This window comes from Caballeronia glathei, from assembly GCF_000698595.1.
Classification (GTDB): domain Bacteria; phylum Pseudomonadota; class Gammaproteobacteria; order Burkholderiales; family Burkholderiaceae; genus Caballeronia; species Caballeronia glathei.
The window spans coordinates 22,091-44,048 of sequence record NZ_JFHC01000021.1; the positions used below are offsets into that span (position 1 = coordinate 22,091).

18 protein-coding genes are annotated in these 21,958 nt (G+C 68.4%); 15 read left to right on the forward strand and 3 right to left on the reverse strand.

What is annotated here, in order from left to right; genetic code table 11:
* Window positions 1-9: 9 nt before the first annotated feature.
* From BG61_RS15045 to BG61_RS15070, 6 genes are all read left to right on the forward strand, one after another.
* A complete protein-coding gene (locus BG61_RS15045; RefSeq protein WP_035938984.1) occupies window positions 10-5,100 on the forward strand; it encodes a non-ribosomal peptide synthetase in 5,091 nt (1,696 codons plus the stop codon).
* The gene (locus BG61_RS15050) at window positions 5,090-5,530 is read left to right on the forward strand and encodes a hypothetical protein (protein WP_051672543.1); all 441 of its coding nucleotides are present in this window, start codon (window positions 5,090-5,092) and stop codon (window positions 5,528-5,530) included. The genes BG61_RS15045 and BG61_RS15050 overlap by 11 nt, the downstream gene beginning before the upstream one ends.
* A 3-nt stretch (window positions 5,531-5,533) precedes the next feature.
* A complete protein-coding gene (locus BG61_RS15055) occupies window positions 5,534-6,904 on the forward strand; it encodes a lysine N(6)-hydroxylase/L-ornithine N(5)-oxygenase family protein (protein WP_035938982.1) in 1,371 nt (456 codons plus the stop codon).
* Window positions 6,905-6,950: 46 nt separating this feature from the next.
* Window positions 6,951-9,224, forward strand: coding sequence for a TonB-dependent siderophore receptor (locus BG61_RS15060; protein WP_035938980.1), 2,274 nt, complete (start codon window positions 6,951-6,953; stop codon window positions 9,222-9,224).
* 90 nt (window positions 9,225-9,314) lie between these two features.
* Complete coding sequence (locus tag BG61_RS15065; RefSeq protein ID WP_035938978.1) at window positions 9,315-10,166, forward strand: formyltransferase family protein; 852 nt, start codon at window positions 9,315-9,317, stop codon at window positions 10,164-10,166.
* A 117-nt stretch (window positions 10,167-10,283) separates the two neighbouring features.
* Window positions 10,284-11,249 carry a GNAT family N-acetyltransferase gene (locus BG61_RS15070; RefSeq protein WP_035939042.1) on the forward strand — a complete coding sequence of 322 codons (966 nt, stop codon included), beginning with the start codon at window positions 10,284-10,286 and terminating at the stop codon, window positions 11,247-11,249.
* Here BG61_RS15070 and BG61_RS15075 read toward each other — a convergent pair.
* Together BG61_RS15075 and BG61_RS15080 are read right to left on the reverse strand one after the other, a co-directional pair.
* Window positions 11,239-12,357: a LuxR C-terminal-related transcriptional regulator gene (locus BG61_RS15075; RefSeq protein ID WP_161783678.1), complete on the reverse strand. Its 1,119-nt coding sequence runs from the start codon at window positions 12,355-12,357 to the stop codon at window positions 11,239-11,241. The two genes, BG61_RS15070 and BG61_RS15075, sit on opposite strands and share 11 nt — an antisense overlap.
* Window positions 12,358-12,462: 105 nt before the next feature.
* Complete coding sequence (locus tag BG61_RS15080; RefSeq protein ID WP_035938973.1) at window positions 12,463-12,828, reverse strand: hypothetical protein; 366 nt, start codon at window positions 12,826-12,828, stop codon at window positions 12,463-12,465.
* Between the two features lie 218 nt (window positions 12,829-13,046).
* Between BG61_RS15080 and BG61_RS39265 the strand changes: the two genes are divergently transcribed.
* The 7 genes from BG61_RS39265 (at window position 13,047) to BG61_RS15115 (ending at window position 20,390) form a co-directional block, all read left to right on the forward strand.
* Complete coding sequence (locus BG61_RS39265; RefSeq protein WP_051672545.1) at window positions 13,047-15,263, forward strand: ATP-binding protein; 2,217 nt, start codon at window positions 13,047-13,049, stop codon at window positions 15,261-15,263.
* Window positions 15,260-15,637: a response regulator gene (locus tag BG61_RS15090; protein ID WP_035938972.1), complete on the forward strand. Its 378-nt coding sequence runs from the start codon at window positions 15,260-15,262 to the stop codon at window positions 15,635-15,637. Before BG61_RS39265 ends, BG61_RS15090 begins: the two co-directional genes overlap by 4 nt.
* A 10-nt stretch (window positions 15,638-15,647) precedes the next feature.
* Window positions 15,648-16,784, forward strand: a complete 1,137-nt coding sequence (locus BG61_RS15095; protein ID WP_035938969.1) for an adenylate/guanylate cyclase domain-containing response regulator — start codon at window positions 15,648-15,650, stop codon at window positions 16,782-16,784.
* A 128-nt stretch (window positions 16,785-16,912) separates the two neighbouring features.
* The gene (locus BG61_RS15100; protein WP_035938967.1) at window positions 16,913-17,548 is read left to right on the forward strand and encodes a hypothetical protein; all 636 of its coding nucleotides are present in this window, start codon (window positions 16,913-16,915) and stop codon (window positions 17,546-17,548) included.
* Between the two features lie 41 nt (window positions 17,549-17,589).
* Window positions 17,590-18,057 carry a hypothetical protein gene (locus tag BG61_RS15105; RefSeq protein WP_232256420.1) on the forward strand — a complete coding sequence of 156 codons (468 nt, stop codon included), beginning with the start codon at window positions 17,590-17,592 and terminating at the stop codon, window positions 18,055-18,057.
* Window positions 18,058-18,417: 360 nt separating this feature from the next.
* Window positions 18,418-18,723: a DUF485 domain-containing protein gene (locus tag BG61_RS15110; protein ID WP_035938965.1), complete on the forward strand. Its 306-nt coding sequence runs from the start codon at window positions 18,418-18,420 to the stop codon at window positions 18,721-18,723.
* Entirely contained in the window at window positions 18,720-20,390 is a 1,671-nt protein-coding gene (locus BG61_RS15115; protein WP_035938964.1) for a cation acetate symporter, read from the forward strand. The genes BG61_RS15110 and BG61_RS15115 overlap by 4 nt, the downstream gene beginning before the upstream one ends.
* 107 nt (window positions 20,391-20,497) lie before the next feature.
* Here the strand turns inward: BG61_RS15115 and BG61_RS15120 are convergent, their stop codons facing one another.
* Complete coding sequence (locus BG61_RS15120) at window positions 20,498-20,824, reverse strand: hypothetical protein (protein ID WP_035941712.1); 327 nt, start codon at window positions 20,822-20,824, stop codon at window positions 20,498-20,500.
* Window positions 20,825-21,065: 241 nt separating this feature from the next.
* On the opposite strand from BG61_RS15120, the gene BG61_RS15125 reads away from it, so the two are divergent.
* A complete protein-coding gene (locus BG61_RS15125; RefSeq protein ID WP_035938961.1) occupies window positions 21,066-21,416 on the forward strand; it encodes a DUF6152 family protein in 351 nt (116 codons plus the stop codon).
* Between the two features lie 41 nt (window positions 21,417-21,457).
* The gene (locus tag BG61_RS15130) at window positions 21,458-21,937 is read left to right on the forward strand and encodes a hypothetical protein (RefSeq protein WP_035938958.1); all 480 of its coding nucleotides are present in this window, start codon (window positions 21,458-21,460) and stop codon (window positions 21,935-21,937) included.
* Window positions 21,938-21,958: the final 21 nt, after the last annotated feature.

A 21,958-nucleotide genomic window follows, 5' to 3' on the forward strand; every position in this document is an offset into this window, starting at 1 on the left:
GATCGACGGATGACGACTGCAAGACCCGATCTGCTTTCTCTCGCGACGCGCTTTGCGCAGTTGCCCGATGGCCAGCGCAAGGTGTTCCTCATGAAGCTCGGTGAAGCGGGCATCGACTTTCGGATGCTGCCGGTTCCGCCTCGCGCCGAGCGCGCGGCGAGCGTGCCGGCGTCGTTCGCGCAGATGCGCCTCTGGCTGCATGCGCGGATGATCGACGAGCCGGCCGCCTATCACATCACCGAGCGGCTGCGGCTCGACGGCGCGCTCGACGCGAACGCGCTCAGGCTCTCGTGCGACGCGCTGGTCGCGCGCCACGAGGCGCTTCGCACCACCTTCGCGGAGAGCGCGGACGGGGTGCTGCAGACGGTGCACGCGCCCGCGCGCTGCCCGTGGAAATCGGTGGATCTGAGCGGCGTGCCCGCCACCGCGCGTGAGGCGCGCGCGCACGCGATCGCGCTCGCCGACGAAGCCCTGCCGTTCGATCTCGGGCAAGGGCAAGGGCATGGCCCGCTCATGCGCGCGCACCTGATCCGGCTCGACGAAAAGACGCACTGGCTCACGATCACGACGCACCACATCGTCTCCGACGGCTGGTCCGCCGACGTCGCGCTTGCCGAACTGGCGTCGTTCTATCGCTCGTATGCGAAGAACGAGGCCGTCTCGCTCGCGCCGCTGCCCATCCAGTACGCGGATTACGCGCTCTGGCAGCGCCGCTGGCTCGATGCGGGCGAGCGCGACCGGCAACTCGAATTCTGGCGTGCGCATCTCGACCCGGCCCGCGACGTGCTGATGCTGCCCGGCGCCGCGCCGCGTCCCGCGCAGCGCAGCGCGCGCGGCGCGCGCCATCTGTTCACGCTCGACGCCGCGTTCGCGAAGCGCGTCAGGGCGCTCGCCAATGCGCGCCGCGCGACGCCGTTCGCCGTTCTGCTCGCGGCACTCAACGCGCTCTTCGCGCGCGCGTCGGGCGAGACGCACATCCAGATCGGCGTGCCGTCGGCCAACCGCGAGCGCGCCGAGACGGCGGGGCTCATCGGCTTTTTCGTCAACACGCTCACGCTCGCCATGCGCATCGGCGCCCGCGACTCGTTCGCCGCGCTCGTCGATGCGACCCAGCGCGGGCTCGTCGATGCGCAATCGCATCAGGACGTGCCGTTCGAGCAGGTGGTCGAGGCGCTCGGCGTCGTGCGCAGCGCGAGCCATCATCCGCTCTTTCAGGTGATGGCGGCGTTCGGCGCGCGCCGTCCGCTGCCGGCCTTCGCCGACGTGCGCGTGACCGAGCTGCCCTCCGGCACGCCGTTCGCGAAGTTCGACCTGACGCTCGCCTTCGAGGAGCGCGAGGACGGCTCGATCGACGCCGGCTTCATTTATGCGCTCGACCTGTTCGAAGCCGATGCGGTTCGGCGGCTCGCGGAGCGCTTCGTGGAGCTGCTCTCGAATGCGCTCGATACGCCCGACGCGCTCGCAGGCGACCTGCAATGGCTGCCGCGCGCCGAGCGCGAGCAGCTCGACGCATGGAACCGCCATGCTCCGCACGAAGCGCAGCACGAAGCGCAGCACGAAGCGCAGCACGAAGCGCAGCACGAGCCGGAACGGTTCCGGGCGGTGCACGAGCGCATCGCCGCGCATGCGCGGGCCCGGCCGCAGGCGCGCGGCGTCGCGGACATGGACCGTGCGTTCACGCGCGGCAAGGTCGATGCGCGCGCGGCGCGGCTCGCACAGCGGCTCGTCGCCGCGGGTGTCCGCCCCGAAATGCGGGTGGGCGTGGCGCTTGGCCGCTCCGTCGACCTGCTGGTCGGCCTGATCGCCGCGCTGAAATCGGGCGGCGCGTTCGTGCCGCTCGACCCGAGCCACCCGCGCGAGCGCCTCGCGCAGATTCTCGGCGACGCGCAGATCGCGCACATCATCACCGAGCGCGCGAGCCTGCCCGCGCTGCCGGTGCCGCCACGCGCGCGCGTCTGGCTCATCGACGACGAAAACCTGTTCGCCGACGACGAGACCTCCGCCGTGCCGCTGCCCGAGGTCGCGCCGATGCAGGCCGCCTACGTGATCTACACGTCCGGCTCGACGGGCAGGCCGAAGGGCGTGATCGTCGATCACGGCTCGTTCGCGCTGCATTGCGAGGCCATCGCGAAGCGCTACGGCGCGGGCGAACAGGACGTGTTCCTGCTGTTTCAGTCGGTCAATTTCGACGGCGCGCACGAAGGATGGTTCTCGCAGTACATGTCGGGCGCGGCGGTCGCGGTGACGGCCGACACGCTCTGGCCGCCCGCGCTCACGTGCCGCCTGATGGCGCGCGAAGGCGTGACGATGACCTACGTGCCGCCGGGGTGCGCGACGCAGCTCGCGGAGTGGGCGCTCGCGCACGGCGCGCCGCCGACGCTGCGCTCGCTCACGGTGGGCGGCGAGGCCACCTCGCGCGAGGCGTTCGCGCTGATGCGCCGCGCGTTTCCCGATGCGCGCATCGTCAACGGCTACGGGCCGACCGAAACCGTCATCACGCCGATGCTGTGGATGTTCCACCCCGGCGACGATCCCGCGAAGCTCGCCGACAGCGCGTATCTGCCGATCGGCACGCTGGTCGGCGCGCGCACGGCCCACGTGCTCGATGCGCGGCTCAATCCACTGCCGGTCGGCGTGACGGGCGAGCTGTATCTGGGCGGCGAGGGCATCGGCGTCGCGCGCGGCTATCTGGACCGTCCGGCGCTCACGGCCGAGCGCTTCGTGCCCGATCCGTTCGGCGCGCCGGGAGGGCGGCTCTACCGGACGGGCGATCTCGTCAGGCGCCGCGCCGACGGCGTGTTCGATTTCATCGGCCGCGTCGACCATCAGGTGAAGCTGCGCGGGCTGCGGATCGAACTCGGCGAGATCGAGGCGCAGCTCGCCGCTCACGGCGACGTGCGCGAAGCCGTGGCCGTGGTGCACGGCAAGGGCGCGCAGGCGGCGCTCGTCGCGTACGTGGAGCTGAGCGCCGAGGCGCGCGAGCGCGCCGTGCACGCCGACGCCGCCGAACTCGACGCGCATCTGCGCCACACGCTGCCCGACTACATGGTGCCCGCGCATATCGTCGTGCTCGACGCGCTGCCGCGCAACGCCAACAGCAAGGTCGACCGCGCGGCGCTGCCGGAGCCCAAACGCAGGGAGCGCCTGTACGAAGCGCCCGCGGCCGGCACGGAAGCAGCGCTCGCGGAGATCTGGCGCGAGGTGCTCGGCAGCGGCCGCGTCGGGCGCGCGGATCATTTCTTCGAACTGGGCGGACATTCGCTTGCCGCGGTGCGCGTGGCGACGCGCGTGGCCGAGCGGCTCGGCCGTGAAGTGCCGGTGCGCACGCTCTTCGAAGCGCCGATCCTCTCGCAGTACGCGCAGCGGGTGACGCTCGCCGCGCATGCGCCGATCGCGCCGGGTGCGTCGGCCCCGGCAGCGTCCCCGGCGCTCGTGCCCGACGAAGAGGGCGTGCTGCCGCTTTCGGCCGCGCAGCTCGGCCTGTGGTTTCTGTGGCGCGCGCAGCCGGAGAGCGCCGCCTACAACATTCCGGTCGCGTTGCGTTTGCGCGGCCCGCTCGCCGTCGATGCGCTGCGCGAGGCGTTCGCGCAGGCCGCCGCGCGCCATCCGGCGCTGCGCACGCGTTTCGTCGAGCGTGCCGGGGCGCTGCCGGGCCAGCGTATCGAGGCGGCGCGGCCGGTCGAAATTCCGGTGATCGACCTGAGCACCGAGCCGGCCGAAGCGGTGCGGCTCGCCCAGGCGACGGCGCTCACCGACGAGGACGCGCTCGCCCCGTTCGATCTGCTGGGCGCGGCGCCGCTCTGGCGCGCGCGCCTCGTGCGCCTGGCCCGCGAGGATCACGTGCTGTCGCTCGTCGTGCATCACATCGTGTCGGACGGCCAGTCGATCGATGTCTGGCTCGACGATATCCGCACCACCTACGTGGCGCTCGAAGCGGGCGCCGTGCCCGCGCGCACGGCGATGCAGCCGCTCCCGGGCGCTCGCGCGCTGCCGGCGGTGCCGGTATTGCCCGTGGCCGCGCCGCCCGCCCGGCTCGCGTTCTGGCGCGATGCGCTCGACGCCGCGCCTGCGTTCGTCCTGCCTCCGCCCGCCGCGGGCCGCGCCGAACGGCCGCAGTGGGCCGCGAGCCGGATCGCGTTCGAACTGGACGGGGCGCTCGTCGCCCGCGCCCGCGCGATGTCGCTCGACGCCCACGCGACGCTGCCGATGCTGCTGCACGCGGCGCTGAACGTCGCGTTCTATCGCGTGACGGGCGCGGCGGACCAGCCGGTCGGCGTGCTCGCCTCCACGCGCGAGCTGACCGGCGACGCGGCGCGCCATGCGCTCGGGCTCTTCATCAACGCGGTCGTCGTGCGCACGCGCCTCACGCACCGCGACACGCCCGCCGCCGTGCTCGACACCGTGCGCGAAGCGGCGCTCGCCGCGTACGCGCACGCGGACACGCCGTTCGCCGATGTCGTCGCCGCGCTCGGCGCGCCGCGCGCGGGCCTCGGCAATCCGCTCTTTCAGGTGATGTTCAACTACCTGCGCCCGGCGGGCGCGGCCCATCGCAACTGGGCGGGCCTCGCGCTCGACGAGTTCAGCGACGTGCGCCACCGCGTCGTGTTCGAGCTGGAGCTCGATGTCGTCGAGCATCCGGACGGGCGCGTGACGGGCGCGTTCTCGTATGCGAACGAGCTCGTCGGCGGCGCGTTCGTGGAAGCGCTCGCGGCCGGCTATCTCGCGGCCGTGCGGCAGTTCGTCGAGGCGCCGCACGAGGCGCTCGGCGCGGCAGAGCCGCGCTTTGCCTGCGCGCCGCAGACGGGCGACGCGCCGCCCGCGGCCGGCGACGATGCCGTGCGCGCGCAGGGCGAGCGCACGGCCCGCGCGCTCGCGGCGATCTGGCGCGATCTCTTCGACGGCCGGGCGCTCGCGCACGACGACAACCTGTTCGAAGCGGGCGCCACGTCGTTCGACGTCGTGCGCTTCGTCGATGCGGCCCGCGCGGCCGGCGTTGCGCTGTCGATCGGCGACGTGTTCGCGACGCCCCAACTGGCCGGCCTCGGCCGGCGCATCGCGGCGCGCTCGCCCGCCGTCGCGGAGGTGCGCGATGCTGGCTGAAGCCGCGCTGCCGGTTCAGGCCGAAGGCGCGTCGTTCGCGCTGGTGCGGGAAGCGGGACTCGCCGTCGAGCGTGACGGCGCCGTGATCCGCGTGGGGCGCCCCGAAGGACTCGCGGCGCAGTTGCTGCGCGCGCAGATCACCGATGCCACTTGTGAGACCGGCGCCGCCGCCTCGCTACGCCTCATCGCATACAACCTGCGCGCCACCGTCGCCGAACAGCGCCTCGCGCTCGCCGCCGCGCTGTCGGCGGCATTCGAAGGCAGTCCGCGGCTCGCGAAGGTCCGGCTCGATCCGACCTCGCTGCCGGGCGCCGCACTCGCTGCGCTCGTCGCGAGCGGCGTGCTCGACAGCGAAGGCGTTTGCCTGCGCGAAGCATTTTTTCCAGCCGGCGCGTCCGACGTGCCGGCTGCAATCCGAGAAAGGACCTGAGACATGCAGAGAGAAACCGTATTCGATCTGATCGGCGTCGGCTTCGGACCGTCGAATCTTTCACTTGCCGTGCGGCTGGCCGAAGAGGCGGGCGCGGCGGATCTGGCGCATTGCTTCATCGAGCGCCAGCCGGAGTTCGGCTGGCATCGCGGCATGCTCCTCGACGACTGCCGGATGCAGATTTCCTTCCTGAAGGATCTCGTCACGCAGCGCGATCCGAAGAGCCGCTTCACGTTCATCAACTACCTGTTCGAGCGCGGGCGTCTCAACGAGTTCGTCAACCTGAAGAGCTTTTATCCGACGCGCGTCGAGTTTCACGACTACCTGCGCTGGGTGGCCGATGCCTTCGACAAGCGCGTGCATTACGGTGAAACCGTCACCAGCATCGAGCCCGTGCACGCTGCGGGCAAGGGCGGCGCGATCGGCTCGCTGCGCGTGTTCTCGCGCGACGGCGAGGGCCGCGAGTGGCAGCGCGTGACGCGCGCCCTGTCGGTGGGCGTCGGCGGGACGGCGCAGGTGCCCGAAGCCTTTGCCGCGCTCGGGCCGCACAACGTGGTTCATTCGTCGTCGTATCTGACCTCGATCGAGCGTGTCGTCGGCAAGCCGGAGGAGGCGAAAAAGCGCGTGGCCGTGATCGGCGCGGGGCAGAGCGCGGCGGAAGTGTTCATGGACCTGTCGCGGCGCTTCGCGCATGTCGACGCGAGCCTCGTGATCCGCTCGGGCGCGCTCAAGCCCGCCGACGACAGCCCGTTCGTCAACGAGATCTTCAACCCCGCATACACCGACGTGGTCTACGCGCAGCCGAAGGACGCGCGGCGCACGCTGATAGAAGGCTTTCGCGACACCAACTACGCGGTGGTGGACCGTCCGCTCATCGAGCAGATCTACGAAATGCTGTACCTGCAGACCGTATCGGACGAGCCGCGCCACCGGCTGCTTGCGAACACCGCGATCGAAGCGGCCATGCGCACCGCGAACGGCCAGATCGAACTCACGATGCGCGACCGCCTCACCGGCCATGCGCGCGCCGAACGCTTCGACGCGCTCGTGCTCGCGACCGGCTATCGCCGCGACACGCATATCGCGCTGCTCGAAGGGCTCGCACCGCATCTGGGCGATGCGCTCGCCGAAGGCAACGTAGCGCGCGACTACCGGCTCGCGACGCCCGGGCACTTCAAGCCGCGCATCTATCTGCAAGGCTGCTGCGAAGACAGCCACGGCCTCTCCGACACGCTGCTGTCCGTCCTGGCGCTGCGCTCGGACGAGATCGCCGCGTCGCTTCTGGAGCATGCAACAGGCGACGAGACCATCAGCCGGAATCCGGCTCGACAAAAAAACGGGGTGAGCGGCGGCCGCATGGCCTTCGCTCTTTGACAGGAGCGCGGCCGGTCGGCCGCATTGCAATTTGGAGCAACGGAAAATGGAGTGGGCAACAGGCACGCGTCGGAATGCGATCGCAGCCGCGGCAGGCATGGCGTTCTACGCGGCGGCAGCCAGCCAGGCGCACGCGCAACAGGTTTCGCAGGAAGGGGCGCGAGGGGCCCCGGCGCCTGCGCAAGTGGCGCAGGCGGCAGAGCCGGCAGGCGGTACGCAGCAGCAGAACAACAACACGCAACCGGGCGCGGCGCCAGGCAACACGCTGCCTGCGATCACGATCAATGCGCAAGCCGATGCCGGCGACACGGTTGGTCTCGTCGCGCGGCGCAGCTCGACCGGCACGAAGACCGACACGCCGATCGACGAGATCCCGCAGACGATCAACGTCGTGACCGCCGCGCAGATCGAGGAGACGGGCGCGACGAGCGTCAACGAGGCGCTGCGCTACATCCCGGGCTTCTCGTCGTATGGCGCGGACGTCCGCTCCGACTGGTATTCGGCATTGCGCGGCTTCACGCCGACGGTGTTCGTCGACGGGCTGCAGGTGCCCAACACGCTCAACCTGTCGAGCTGGCGCGTCGATCCGTACATGATCGACAGCATCACCGTGCTGCGCGGCCCGACCTCGGTGCTGTACGGCCAGGGCGACCCGGGCGCGATCGTCGACATCCAGAGCAAGCTCGCCAACGGCGAGCGCATCCGCGAAGTGGGCCTCCAGATCGGCGACTATGCGCGCAAGCAGTTCGAGTTCGATATCGGCGACAGGATCGACAAGGACGGCACGCTGTCGTACCGCGTGGTCGGCGTCGCGCGTGACGGCAATTCGCTCACCGGCCCGCACGCGGAGCAGCGCGTCGCGATCGCGCCGTCGATCCGGTGGCAGCCGAACGCGAGCACGTCGCTCACGGTCGATGCGACCTATCTGCAGGACTGGGGCGACGCGTCGAACAACTTCCTGCCGGCGGAAGGCACGGTGCTGCCCAATCCGAACGGCAAGATCTCGGAGAACCTCTATACCGGCGACCCGACCTACTCGTACTACCGCAAGAAGCAGTGGTCGCTCGGCTATCAGTTCGAACACAAGGCGAACCCGATCTGGACGTTCCGCCAGAACACGCGCTGGATGCACGTGTCGCTTGACAACGGCGCGGTCTGGGGCGCGGGCCTCGATCCGAGCGATCCGACGCAGCAGACGCTCGCGCGCTATGCGGGCCTCTTCCAGCCGAACTACAGCCGCTTCGACATCGACAACCAGGCGATCGCGCGCTTCGGCACCGGGCCGCTCGAGCACACGGTGCTGCTCGGCTTCGAGTACAACCGCCAGAATTCGACCGACAGCGAGTGGCTCGCGCAGGGCCCGAGCCTGAACATGTACAACCCGGTGTACACGCCGGTGTCGACGGCGATCTTCAGCGGCCCCGATTCGTTCGGCCAGACCAACACGAAGACGACGCTCGATTCGTTCGGCGTCTACGCGCAGGACCAGATCAAGTGGCAGCGCTGGGTGCTGACGCTCGGCGGCCGCGAGGACTGGAGCAACACGAAGCAGGACAACATCGCCGCGGGCACGCAGCTGAAGCAGGACGACAGCGCGTTCTCGGGCCGCGTCGGGATGACGTATCTGGGCGACTTCGGGCTCTCGCCGTACATCAGCTACTCGACCTCGTTCAATCCGATCGTCGGCGCGAACATGGCGGGCGGCGGGCTGCCTGCACCGACCAAGGGGCGTCAGATCGAAGCGGGCCTGCGCTGGCAGCCGCCCGGCAAGAACATGATGCTGAACGCGGCGATCTACCAGATCCACCAGAAGAACGTCCTCACGCCCGACCCGAACGATCCGACCGGCACCTTCTTCGTGCAGACGGGCGAGGTGCGCTCGCAGGGCATCGAGCTTTCCGCAGTCGGCAAGGTCACGCGCGATCTGTCGGTGATCGCGGCGTACGTGTATCAGGACGTGAAGAACATCAAGGCGAACGATGCCTCGCTCGGCAAGTGGCCGGTCTCCATTCCGCTGCCGCGCCAGATGGCGTCGCTCTGGGCCGACTACACGTGGCACGCGGGCACGCTCGAAGGCTTCGGCATCGGCGCGGGCATCCGCTACCAGAGCGGCCTGGCGGGCGCCTACGACAACTCGCTCTACGTGCCGAGCTACACCGTATATGACGCTGCCATTCACTACACCATCCCCCACTGGAGATTCGCCGTGAACGCGCAGAACATCTTCAACCGCACGTTCGTGAGCGGCTGCCAGTCGTCCTCGGCGTGCTTCTACGGCAATCCGCGCACGGTGATCGCGACCGCGAAGTACAACTGGTAATGCGCCCGGCCGCCTGAGGCGGCGAAGCCCGGCCGCGCATGCGCGCCGGGCTTCGCGCGACACATCCGTCCGCTGTTCCAACACACATCCATGTCGAAGAAAAAACTCGTCTACATCCTGTCACTGAGAAACGCCGCGGCCGACCGGGCCGGACAGGACATCGAATACAAGGGCGGACTGCGATACATGAAATCGCCGCTCGAATTTCTGGCCGAGCGGCTCAACGAGACCGGTCTCGGCGAACTCTATTCGCTCGAAGGCGTCATCTACGACGACGACGAGGGGTCTGCCGCCGACCGCGAGAAGCTGAAGCATTACGGCTTCTCGTGCCAGCCGGGCAGGCAATGGATCCATCCGGCGGATCTGACCGTGCAGGGCAGGCCGCTGACGAGCCTGCTGCACGCGATTCCTTCGACCTACCGGCGCCTGCCGAGGACCGGGGCGAACGCGCCCGCGCGCGCCGCGCAAAAGAGCGAGTTCGAGCGGCGCCTGCTCGATCGGCTGATCGCGCTCGACGCCGATTTCGTGGTGCTCGACGGGCTGCTCGTCATCCTCGACGAACTGGTGCTCCCGGGCGCGCCCTATCACCGGCGCATCGCGAACATTCATCCGGGCGTGACGCGCCTCGGCTCGCGCTACGAGCGCCGCGGCGCCTACGCGACGCTCGATGCGCTTCACGGCGCGCGCGGCGAGAAGGTCGTCGACTGGACGACGGGCAAGACGCGGCCCGTGCCGCCCGTGAACAAGACGGGCGCGTCGTTTCACTACGTCGACAACGGCATCGATTCCGGCGAAGTGATTTTCGACGTGCTCGAAACGGACATCGACGTGAACGACACGATCCTCGAACTGCGCTGGAACAATTTTCACAAGAGCCTTTTTCCCGCGCTGGAAGGCGGCCTCGCGACGATGGCGGACAGCTTTGCGAAAGAGGCGATCTGAGCATGCCGACCGCGATGCGAACGCCTCCTTGCGCCCGGCCATGCGGCGCGGCGCACGGGCAACGCCCGGGCGTTGCCGCCGCGCAACCCAACCCCGTCAAACGCCGGAGACATGACGATGAACATCCGTTTTCATCCTGAACCGACGGCCGGCTCGACCGCTGCCGCCGAGCCCGACCACACGCTCGCAGACTGGCGGCCGGACCTGACGCCCGAGGCGCTGCTGCCCGCGCTCATCGACCTGTTCTGCCCCGACACCGGACGGCGGAGCGCGACGCTCGCGGTCCCGCTGTCGAACGCCGGTGCGGCGGCGGCTCACGCGTTCGCGGCGCGCGCGGCCGAAGCAGGGCTGATCGACAGCGCCGTGCCGCACGACGGCCACCTGCTTCTGACGACTTCGCGCCGCACCTTCTGGGAGCAGCCGCGCCCGTGGCTCAAGGCAGCGGCTTCGAGCGACATGCCGCTCGACCATGCGGTCACCGACGGGCGGCGCCATCCGGTGCGCCCGCCGAACGCCGCGGGCGCGATCTACGAGCGCCACTTTCCGCAGATCGGCATGACGCTCAGCCTGCGCACTGTCGATCCGGAAGCGGACGCCGATGTCTTCAGCGGCTGGATGAACCTCGATCGCGTCGCGTACTTCTGGGACCAGAAGGGCACGCGCGAGGAGCACGCCGCCTATCTCGCGGAGCGGCTCGCGGACCCGCACATGCATCCGATGATCGGCTATTTCGACGACAAGCCGTTCGGGTACTTCGAGTTCTACTGGGCGAAGGAGGACCGGATCGGGCCGTTCTACGACGCGGGCGATTTCGACCGCGGACTGCATCTTCTGATCGGCGATTCGCAGTTCCAGAGCGCGGGCAAGCTGAAGGCGTGGTGGAGCGGCGTGCTTCACTATATGTTCGTCGACGAGCCGCGCACGCAGCGCCTCGTGGGCGAGCCACGCGTCGATCACGTGCGGCACATCGCGTACATGCACCGGATGGGCTTCTATACGCTCAAGGAGTTCGATTTCCCGCACAAGCGCGCGGCGCTTACGGTCATCGAGCGCGACACGTTCTTCGACACGTTCACGTTCTAGGTGGACGCGCTTCCCTCCCGCCGCGGCCCGCGAACACGTGGCGCATGACGTCGGCGGGATCGTGGGCGTCGAGCTTCTCGTAGATCTGCTTCACGTGGTAGTGCGTGGTGTTGAGGCTCACGTTCATCTGCCGCGCGATCTCCTGCTGCGAGTCGCCGCGCGCGAGCATCAGGATGACCGCCTTCTGCGTGGACGAGAGCGGCAGCGCCTTCATGGCCCGCAGCAGCGCGATCGGCGCGCATTCATGGTGGCATACCGTGACGCCGATGGTGGCGTCCGAAGCCCCCGGCGCGCCGTCCATCCAGTACGCGCGAAAGTCGAAATCGCCCCATGCGTTGCGCACGTGCAGCGCCGGCGGCGGCGCGGGCTCGCCGGCGAACACGCGGCCGAGGTTGACGCACAGATCGGCGAGCGGCGCGGGCACGTCGCTGCGCAGCGCGGCAAGCGCGTCGCCGCAGATGCGCGGACAGGCCGCGAGAAAGAGCAGGCGCCGTCCCTGTGACGACGCCTGCAGCAGCCTGCCCTCGCGGTCGAGGATGAGGAGGCCGTTCGCTTCGGCGGCATCGGGCGCGAGCGTCGTCCAGTCGCCCTGATGCGCGGGCGCGGGGCTCAGCCCGTGCGCGATGTAGCGCACGACGCCCGCAAGCCGTTCCTGATCCTCGCGCCCGAACGGCGGATCGCGCGCCGTTCGGTAGAGACTCAGCTGGCCGAGCACCCGGTCGCCCTCGCGGATCATCGCGTAGAGCACGTGATGGGCGTCGAGGTGATGCCATATCAGGTTGTAATACTCGCTTCGATAAAAGTCCGTGTCGAAGGCGGCCACGGCGATCGGCGGCCCGCGTTTCGCCCGCGCCTCGAAGCCGCCGCGAAACGGCTGGTCCGCGCTGTGATAGAAGCGCGTGAAGAAAAGCCGCATCAGGTCCGGCGGCAGCATCTTTTCGGCGTAGAGGTTCGACATCTCGTGGCTGTCGTCGACCCAGAAGAAGCCGGCCGAATCGCAGGGCACGAGGTCGTGCAGATCGCGCAGCAGCGCCGGCATGATCGCTTCGCCGCCGAGGCCGAGGCAGCAAAGCTGCCGGATGTGCGCCGTGGCCGCCGAGTTCTTCACGCCGTGCCTCCCGTTGCCTCGCATTCGTTCGATGCATGCTCAAAGCATAGGCGGGCGCGGCGCGAATCGAGGACCGGTTTTCGGGCCGCGCATCCCGTGCAGCAGTTAGCGAATACGCTGCGTGACCTTGCCGACGAACTTCCAGCCCTGGTCGGCAACCCAGACATACGTGTAGCCGGTCGGGCCGTCGATGAACACGGTGAGCGGCTTGTCCGCTTCGGCGCCTTCATCCGGCGTCGCGCGGGCGGCGGGGAGGCTCGTCGCGACGCGCTGGGGCTGCACGGCAGCGCCGCCGAAGCTCCAGCCGTCGCGCTCGCGATAGACGAGCTGCACCGTGCCGCCGGACGGCGCCTCCAGATTCAGGGTGAGCGGCGCGTCTTCGGCGCCGAGGGCGAACCCGCCGGATCCGATCCCGCTCAATGCGGCCAGCATGGCGAGCACCCCGCCCGCCGATCTAATTGAGTGTTTCATGATGTGTCCCTCCTGCCATCGCGTATCACGGTATCCACAGGCTGAAGGGTAGTTGCCCGCGGCGCGCAAAACCCCACCTGCGCAGGTGGCACGCGACGCGCGTTGCAGCGCCGCTCCGGCGCCACGCGCTGCGCCGTCCTCGCAGGCGCGGGCGGCATCAACTAGACTTCTGGCATGCACATCTTTGCGCGCGCTTCGCGCTGCAAGGGAGCGACGGCATGGCATCTCGCGAATTCGAACAGGAACTGGAAAAGCGGGTGACCGAGCGCAACGCGGAGTTGCTCAGGACCGTCGACACGCTCGGCCGCGAACTCGCGGCGCGCCAGGGCGTCGAACTCGACCTTCGCGACGCGCGTGCACGGCTGCAGCACGTGCTGACGGTCACGCCGGCCATCATCTATTCGAACGAGGCGTCCGGCGACTACGCCTGCACGTTCGTGAGCGAAAGCCTCCTGCAGATCATGGGCTACGCGCCCCAGGAGATGCTCGACGACCCCGACTTCTGGACCACGCATCTGCATCCGCAGGACGCGCGGCACGTGCTCGCCGACGTGTTTCGGCTGGTTTCGCAGGGCGGCGGGACCGTCGAATATCGCTTCAGGCACCGCGACGGTCACTACCGCTGGTTCCAGGACACGTTCAAGGTGATCTTCGACGACGCGGGCCGCCCGGTGGAGATCGTCGGCTCGTGGGCCGACATCACGCAGCGCAAGCTGGCCGAGTCGTTTCACGTGCTGTACCAGGCGAGCCTCAAGATTCAGGAGCCGCTCGGCCTGAAGAAGTGGGGCGACGATTTCCTGCGCAAGGGCCGCGAAGTGCTGCACCTGGACCGGCTCAGCATTCTGCTCGCCGATCCCACCGGCCAGTGGCTGCGCGCCGTGGCCAGCACCGGCACGCCGGAGCCGCTCGACGCGATCCGCGTGCCGATCGGCCCCGAAGGCGGCGGCCTCGCGCGGGCCTACCTGACCCGGCAGCCGGTGATCTGGGACGGGGAGTCCGAGGAGCCGGAAGGGCTGCGGCCGAGCTTTCCCTACGACTCGGTCGAGGCGTTCCGCTCGAAGGTCTTCGCGATCATGCCGCTCGTGGTGCAGGGCCAGTCGATCGGCGTGCTCGACGCCGGCTGGAAATACAGCCGCCGCGCGTTCGAGCCGGCCATGGTCGAACCGCTTCAGTTGCTCGCGACCCAGGCCGCGCTGGCCTTCGAGCACGCGCGGCTCTATGCGGCGTCGCAGCCGGTCCTGAGACGCTCGCTGCAGCTGAACGAGGTGTACCCCGCATTTGCCGAGGCGGTCAAGGCGCTGCTCGGGTATGACCGCATCGGCGTGGTCGTGCCCGAGGGCAAGCGGCTGGTGATGGCGCTCTCGGTGGCGGAACCGCCGCTCGCTTCGTGGCAGGGCGAGTCGTGGTCGCAGACGGAAGGCACGGCGGCGGACTGGATACTGACGCACAAGCGTCCGCGTCTCGTGCGCGATCTCGCGCTCGCGGAGGAGCATTTCACCGACGACGTGTTCATGGCGCAGGAAGGCGTGCGCTCGACGCTCGCGCTGCCACTGCTGGCGGGCGAAAAGGCGGTAGGCGTGTTCTTCCTCGACAGCCTCACGCCCGGCGCCTACACGGAGCGCGACTTCGACCTGGTGGACCCCGTCGCGCAGCAGCTCGCGCTCGCCATCCAGAACGCACAGCTCTTTCGCGAGATCGAGGACAAGGGCCGCGAGATCGAGCGGGCGAGCCGGCACAAGTCGCAGTTTCTCGCGAACATGAGCCACGAGTTGCGCACGCCGATGAACGCGATCCTCGGCTACACCGCGCTGATTCTCGACAACATCTACGGCGACGTGCCCGAGCGCATACGCGAGATCCTCACGCGCGTCGACCGCAGCGGACACCATCTGCTCGGGCTCATCAACGACGTGCTCGACCTGTCGAAGATCGAGGCGGGCCTCCTGCACCTCTCGCTCGGCGACTACTCGCTGCGCGAGGTCGTGCAGACCGTCGCCGCGGACATGGAGCCGCTCGCCGCCGAGAAGAAGCTCGCGCTCAGGATCGCGGCACCGGCGGACCTGCCAAGGGCGAAGGGCGACGAAGGACGCATCACGCAGGTGCTGCTGAACCTCGTCGGCAACGCGATCAAGTTCACCGAGGCGGGCGAAATCCGCGTCGAGGTGGGCATGGCGGACGCGGAATTCCTGATCGCCGTGGCCGACACCGGGCCGGGCATCGCGGCCTCGGACCAGCAGCGCATCTTCGAGGAGTTCCAGCAGGCCGACGATTCGAACTCGCGCACGAAGGGCGGCACGGGGCTCGGGCTCTCCATCGCGAAGCGGATCATCGAGCTGCACGGCGGCAGCATCGCGGTGGAGTCGCGCGTCGGCGAGGGATCGACGTTCCGCGTGCGGCTGCCCGTGCGTGTCGAAGCTCAGGCGGAGGAGAAATGAACAAGCGCATACTCGTCATCGAGGATCAGGAAGACAACCGCTGCATCCTGCGCGATCTGCTGACGAGCGCCGGATTCGAACTGATCGAGGCGGTCACGGGCGAGGAGGGCGTCGCGAAGGCGCAGACCGACCGGCCCGACCTGATCCTGATGGACATCCAGCTGCCCGGTCTCGACGGCTACGAAGCGACGCGGCGCATCAAGGCGATCCCGGTGCTGCGGACGATTCCGGTCATCGCGGTGACGTCGTTCGCGCTCAGCGGGGACGATGTCAAGGCCTATGAAGCCGGCTGCGAAGCGTATGTGACGAAGCCGTTCAGGCCGCGCGAGCTGCTCGCGAAGGTCCGTGAATATCTTTCTTCCGGCGCGCGCTGAGAGGTTCGCCATGACGACGGGCGCGCGCATCCTGATCGCGGACGACAACCCCGAGAATCTCGACATCCTCGGCACCCGGCTCGCGGCGCACGGCTACGAGACGCTCACGGCGACCGACGGCCCGGCGGCGCTGGCGGCGGCGAAGCAGCACGCGCCTGACCTGATCCTGCTCGACATCATGATGCCGGGCATGGACGGCATCGAGGTGTGCCGCGAGCTGAAGCGCGATGCATCGCTTCGTTTCATGCCGATCATCATGGTCACCGCGAAGTCGGGGTCCAGCGATGTCGTGGCGGGGCTCGAAGCCGGCGCCGACGAATACCTGACCAAGCCCGTCGATCACAACGCGCTCATGGCGCGCGTGAAATCGATGCTGCGCATCAAGGCGCTTCACGATGCGGTCCAGCAGCAGGCCGCGCGGCTCGATGCGCAGGCGGCGGAGCTTGCGGCATGGAATCACGAGCTCGAAAAGCGCGTGGCCGAGCAGCTGGAGCAGCTGGAGCATCTGTCGCGGCTGCGGCGCTGCGTGTCGCCGCAACTCGCGGACCTGATCGTGTCGGGCGCCGCCGACAATCCGCTCGTGAGCCACCGGCGCGAAGTCACCGTCGTGTTCCTCGATCTGCGGGGCTTCACCCGCTTTGCGGAAACGGCCGAGCCCGAGGAAGTGATGGGCGTGCTGCGCGACTTTCACGCGGCGATGGGACGGCTGATACTCGAGTGGCAGGGCACGCTCGAGCGTTTCACGGGCGACGGCATGATGATCTTCTTCAACGATCCCGTCGTCGTGCCGAACCCGGCCGAGCGCGCCGTGCGCATGGCGCTCGCGATGCGCGACGCCGCCGCGGCGCTCGCCGAGCACTGGCAGCGGCTCGGCTTCGATCTCGCGCTGGGCATAGGCATTGCTCAGGGTTACGCGACGATCGGCGCGATCGGCTTCGAAGGCCGCATCGACTATGGCGCGATCGGCACCGTGACGAACCTCGCCGCGCGCCTGTGCGCCGAGGCCGCGGCCGGGCAGGTGCTGGCCGAGCGCAGGACGCTTGCAGCGGTCGAGCATCTCGTCGATATCGAGCCCGTCGGCCCGCTCACGCTGCGCGGCTTCACGAGGCCGGTGGTCGCGGCAAGCATCGTCGCACTGAGCGCGTGAGGCGGCGCGATGCATCGCGCTACCCGCCGTGTCGTGCGAATCGCACCCGTTCATGCGGGTTCTGTCAGTAAAATGACCGGCAACGGGCGGCAGGAGAAACGCGCCGGCGGGCAATCCGAGGAGATCACATGAACAACAGCCTGGCAGTCGCCGTGATCGCTTGCGCGGCGCTCCTTGCCGCATGCGGCAACAAGAACGACCCGACCGAGTCGAATCTCGGCGCGGCCATCTCGTCGGGCATGGAAGGCGACAAGGGGGCGCTGTGCCTGCGCGGCGCCCGCGAGGCGTATGCCTTCCCGGTCACCGTCGCCGACCGGGACCTCGGTGACCCCACGGCCGCGGGCCTGCGGCAGCAGCTCGGGGCGCTCGAAAAGCATGGCCTGATCGGGCGATTGCCCGCCGGCAAGCCCGATGCGCGAGAGGCCGCGACCGTCTTCAGCCTGACGGACGAAGGCCGGAAGTCCGCCATGGTGATCACGCGCCGCACCGCCGATGCGAATCCGCAGGACGCCGCGCAGGCGTGGAAGCTCTGCTTCGGCAAGGCGCGGCTCGACAAGGTGGATGCCTGGACGCAGCCCGATCCCGCCACGCATCGCTCGCAGGTCACCTATACGTACCGGGTCGACGAACTCGCCTCGTGGGCGAAGGAGTCGGATGTGCGGCGCGCGTTCCCCGAAATCGACGCCGCAACCAGGGAAGCAGGCGAGACGAAGCTTCACGTCGTGCTCGAACAGCGCCCCGACGGTTGGGTTCGCGTGAACTAGCAGTCCGGCCACGAAGGCCGTCCGCAGAGAATCGTCATATCGTGAAGAACTGGATCAACGTCTGTGTTGTCGCCGTCTGCGTGGCCGTGCCGTACGCGCGTGCCGCGGAGTTCGTGACGAATGTGCGCGCCGTCGAGTTCGTGACGGCGGTCGCGCTCGACGACTTTCGAACCGCGCAGTCCGGCGGCGGCTACATGTTCGCCTACGACACCGCCGAGACGGAAGCGTCGCTGCGCGTGAAAGTGAAGCGCTGGCTCTCCGGCGACGACCCCGACGCACTCGCCATGGACGGACCCGAAAAGCGGACGCTGTACGGTTTCTACTGGGCGGCGACCATGCTGCCCGCGCGCTCGAAGTGCTTCGTGCGCATCAAGCACCCTGCCTGCATGAAGGAACTCTCCGAGTGGCTCGCGAAGGAAGCGGACGGCGACGCGCGCTTCGCGTCCGACTATTCGGCCGCGATGCATCGGCTCGGGCTTCCCCCGCTCCCGGCGGATACGCAGCCCTGACCGCCGTGCGCCGCGCGTGCGCGTTAGCGTATACCCCGGTGAAATGAGACGCCCCGCGTAAGAAGCGGGTAAGCCGCTATGCTTACCTTAGCGCCATGCGCAACGATCCCCCCAACGACCGATGCGCAGTCGTGAACGCGGATGCCGCCCCTGCGGTATCACCGGCGCGGCAAGACTTGCTGCATGGACCTTCCGATAAATGGCGCCGTGTATTAGGCGCTTAAGAACCGATTCGCGTGCTGTGCTGCCCTTCGATGCGGCAGCCCATGTCCGAATTCCGCGGCGCCGTTCACGGCGCCGCTCATCGGGAAGGTATCCGGGCAGCGTTCACCAATTCATCGAGAAGGGCAGGAGACACACATGGATGAAGATCTGGTCAGCAAAATCAAGGCGATCCCACAGTATCGCAGCCTCGTCGCCCAGCGTTCGAAACTTGGCTGGACGCTGACGGCGGCCATGCTCGTCGTGTACTACGGGTACGTGCTGCTGATCGCATTCGACAAGGATCTGCTCGCCTCGCGCATGAACAGCGGCGTGATGACCTGGGGCATCCCGATCGGGCTTTTCGTGATCGTGTTCACGGTCGTGATAACGGGCTACTACGTGCGTCACGCGAACAACACCTACGACGAACTGACAGAGCAGATCAAGCGGGAGGCCGTATGAAGAGGCAGCACATTCTCACGGCGGGCGCGCTCGTGGCGCTCATGGGCCTCTCCGGCGGCGCGATCGCCGCTGGCGGCGACATGGGCCAGACCGTCAAGCAGGCGACCAACTGGACCGCGATCGGCATGTTCCTCGTGTTCGTGGTCGCCACGCTTTTCATCACGAAGTGGGCGGCGGCGAAGACCAAGTCCGCGGCGGCGTTCTACACCGGCGGCGGAGGCATCACGGGCTTTCAGAACGGCCTTGCCATTGCCGGCGACTTCATGTCGGCGGCGTCGTTCCTCGGCATCTCGGCGGCGGTCTATGCGAACGGCTATGACGGCCTCATCTACTCGATCGGCTTTCTGGTCGGCTGGCCCATCATCACGTTCCTGATGGCCGAGCGGCTGCGCAACCTCGGGCGCTTCACCTTCGCCGACGTGGCCGCATACCGCTTCAAGCAGACGCCGATTCGCGCCTTCGCGGCATCGGGCACGCTCGTGGTGGTCGCGTTCTACCTGATCGCGCAGATGGTCGGCGCGGGCCAGCTCATCAAGCTGCTGTTCGGCCTCGAATACTGGATCGCGGTGGTGATCGTGGGCGCACTGATGATGGTGTACGTGCTCTTCGGCGGCATGACGGCGACCACGTGGGTGCAGATCATCAAGGCATGCCTGCTGCTCGCCGGCGCTTCGTTCATGGCGTTCATGGTGCTCGCGCAGTTCAGCTTCAGCCCCGAGGCGCTCTTCGCGAAGGCCGTGGAAGTGCACGAGAAGAAGGACTCGATCATGGGCCCGGGCAACTTCATCAAGGACCCGATCTCCGCGATCTCGTTCGGCATCGCGCTGATGTTCGGCACGGCGGGCCTGCCGCACATCCTGATGCGCTTCTTCACGGTGCCCAATGCCAAGGAGGCGCGCAAGTCGGTGTTCTGGGCGACCACGTGGATCGGCTACTTCTACATCCTGACCTTCATCATCGGCTTCGGCGCGATCGTGCTGGTCGGCACCAACCCGATCTTCAAGGACGGCGGCGGCAAGCTGCTCGGCGGGGCGAACATGGCGGCCGTGCACCTCGCGAGCGCCGTGGGCGGCAACGTGTTCCTCGGCTTCATCTCGGCGGTGGCGTTCGCGACGATTCTCGCGGTGGTCGCGGGCCTGACGCTTGCCGGCGCATCGGCCGTGTCGCACGACCTGTACGCGACCGTGTTCAAGAAGGGCAGCGCGACGAGCGCGAGCGAGCTGCGCGTGTCGCGCATGACGACGGTCGTGCTCGGCATTGTCGCGGTCGTGCTCGGCATCGTGTTCGAGAAGCAGAACATCGCGTTCATGGTGTCGCTTGCGTTCGCCGTCGCGGCGTCGGCCAACTTCCCCGTGCTCTTCATGTCCGTGCTGTGGGGCGGCTGCACGACGCGCGGCGCGGCGCTCGGCGGCTTCCTCGGGCTCCTGTCGGCGGTGCTGCTAACGGTGCTCTCGAAGGCGGTGTGGGTGGACGTGTTCCACTTCGCGAGCGCGCCGTTTCCGTACGCGTCGCCGGCGCTCTTTTCGATGGCGCTCGGCTTCTTCGGGATCTGGGTGTTCTCGGTAACCGACAAGTCGGCCCGGGCGCGCGTGGACAAGGCCGGTTTCGAAGCGCAGACGGTGCGCTCGGAGACGGGCATCGGCGCGGTCGAATCCGCGGGGCATTGATGTTCGCGTGACAGGGGCGGCGCGCGCACCGTGCGCGGCTCCTCGTTTCCGGACTGGAGTTTTCGGACTGGAAGGCATCGCGCCGCCGCATGGCGGCGCGACCATTTTTACCGCTGTGTTTGCGTCTGCGTCAGAGTCTGTGCCGGCTCGCCGGACACCTGAAACATGGGCGCCGTGTTGTTCGGGCCGTGGAATCTCGTGCCATCGGAGAGATCGCGCGTCGACGCGACCGTCTGCGCAGGAGCGCCGGAAATACCCGCAGCGACGGCAGAGGCGGGGCTCCCGGCGGAACCACCGGCAGCCGCCATCACGGGTTGCGGCCCGTTCACATCGGCATGCTTCGACCCGGTCAGGCTCGCTATCCACAACACGGCGAACACGGACAGCCCGATCAGGACCGACACGATGACTTCGCCGCTGCATCGCTTTCTCATGCGTTTCCCCTGGCCGTCTCCGCGTTCGTGCGCGGACTGAATGCAGCGTGACCCGAACACTATAGGCCGGGCAGCGCGCGCGATATGTCTGATGGGTCACATGATTCGATCGCGTCGGCGATGCACGCAGGACGGCAAACCCGGGTTATGATTCTGTAAGCTTTTACCCGATCGGCTGCCGCAACCTCTTGCATGTCGTTGCGGCAGTGTCGTCTTCGCGGACTATCAGGAGGTGAAACGCATGCACGTCAAACCGTTCCTCGTCGGCTTCGCGCTTGCGCTGGGCGCGCTCACGGCATCGGCGCATCACGGCTGGAGCTCGTACGACTCGAACAAGATCCTGAAGATCGAGGCGCCGCTTGCGGAAGTCCGCTACCGCAACCCGCACGCCGAAGTGGCCATTCAGTATCAGGGCATCCGCTGGGAAGTCATCCTGGCGCCGATCAGCCGCATGGAGGCGCGCGGCGTGCCCGAACAGGCGCTCACGGTCGGCAAGGTGGTGACGATCGAGGGCTATCCGCGGCAGGACGGCACCCACGAGATTCGCGCCGAGCGCATCACGGTGGACGGCAAGACCGCCGAGCTCCGCTAGCCATGCGCCAAGAGACGCGCACTCACGGCTAGAGAGACCCCATGGACATCGGCGTACTGGCTGCCTCGCTCGAAGCGTCGCCGCTCGCCGCGTGGATGCGGGGGTCGGGATGGGCGTATCCGGCCGTCAATCTCGTCCACCTGCTCGGACTCACGCTGCTGATCGGTCCCATCGCGCTGCTCGATCTGAGGCTGCTCGGGCTCGGACGCCGGTTCGCGCTCGCCGACGTCTCCGCCGTGCTCACGCCTTGCGCGATAGCGGGTCTTGCCATGCTGATCGGCAGCGGATGTCTGCTCTTCAGCGCCGACGCCGTGCCGCTGCACAAGAACCCGCTTCTTCTCGTCAAGCTGAGCTGCATCACGCTGGCAACGGCGAACGCGCTCCTCTTCCGGCGCGTGTGGGCGGAGCGGCTCGCCGAGTGGGACCGGGCACCGCCGCTCGCCGGACGCATCCAGGCGGCGCTGTCGCTTGCATTGTGGCCCGTCGCGGGCACGCTGGGGCGCCTGCTCGCGTACAGCTGAGCAGCCCCGCGCGGCCACGCG

What these genes read in the sequence shown, in the direction of transcription:
- BG61_RS15045 (WP_035938984.1), top strand. Translation starts at nt 10, where the DNA reads ATGACGACTGCAAGACCCGATCTGCTTTCTCTCGCGACGCGCTTTGCG.
- BG61_RS15050 (WP_051672543.1), top strand. Translation starts at nt 5,090, where the DNA reads ATGCTGGCTGAAGCCGCGCTGCCGGTTCAGGCCGAAGGCGCGTCGTTC.
- BG61_RS15055 (WP_035938982.1), top strand. Translation starts at nt 5,534, where the DNA reads ATGCAGAGAGAAACCGTATTCGATCTGATCGGCGTCGGCTTCGGACCG.
- BG61_RS15060 (WP_035938980.1), top strand. Translation starts at nt 6,951, where the DNA reads ATGGAGTGGGCAACAGGCACGCGTCGGAATGCGATCGCAGCCGCGGCA.
- BG61_RS15065 (WP_035938978.1), top strand. Translation starts at nt 9,315, where the DNA reads ATGTCGAAGAAAAAACTCGTCTACATCCTGTCACTGAGAAACGCCGCG.
- BG61_RS15070 (WP_035939042.1), top strand. Translation starts at nt 10,284, where the DNA reads ATGAACATCCGTTTTCATCCTGAACCGACGGCCGGCTCGACCGCTGCC.
- BG61_RS15080 (WP_035938973.1), bottom strand. Translation starts at nt 12,828, where the DNA reads ATGAAACACTCAATTAGATCGGCGGGCGGGGTGCTCGCCATGCTGGCC.
- BG61_RS39265 (WP_051672545.1), top strand. Translation starts at nt 13,047, where the DNA reads ATGGCATCTCGCGAATTCGAACAGGAACTGGAAAAGCGGGTGACCGAG.
- BG61_RS15090 (WP_035938972.1), top strand. Translation starts at nt 15,260, where the DNA reads ATGAACAAGCGCATACTCGTCATCGAGGATCAGGAAGACAACCGCTGC.
- BG61_RS15095 (WP_035938969.1), top strand. Translation starts at nt 15,648, where the DNA reads ATGACGACGGGCGCGCGCATCCTGATCGCGGACGACAACCCCGAGAAT.
- BG61_RS15100 (WP_035938967.1), top strand. Translation starts at nt 16,913, where the DNA reads ATGAACAACAGCCTGGCAGTCGCCGTGATCGCTTGCGCGGCGCTCCTT.
- BG61_RS15110 (WP_035938965.1), top strand. Translation starts at nt 18,418, where the DNA reads ATGGATGAAGATCTGGTCAGCAAAATCAAGGCGATCCCACAGTATCGC.
- BG61_RS15115 (WP_035938964.1), top strand. Translation starts at nt 18,720, where the DNA reads ATGAAGAGGCAGCACATTCTCACGGCGGGCGCGCTCGTGGCGCTCATG.
- BG61_RS15120 (WP_035941712.1), bottom strand. Translation starts at nt 20,824, where the DNA reads ATGAGAAAGCGATGCAGCGGCGAAGTCATCGTGTCGGTCCTGATCGGG.
- BG61_RS15125 (WP_035938961.1), top strand. Translation starts at nt 21,066, where the DNA reads ATGCACGTCAAACCGTTCCTCGTCGGCTTCGCGCTTGCGCTGGGCGCG.
- BG61_RS15130 (WP_035938958.1), top strand. Translation starts at nt 21,458, where the DNA reads ATGGACATCGGCGTACTGGCTGCCTCGCTCGAAGCGTCGCCGCTCGCC.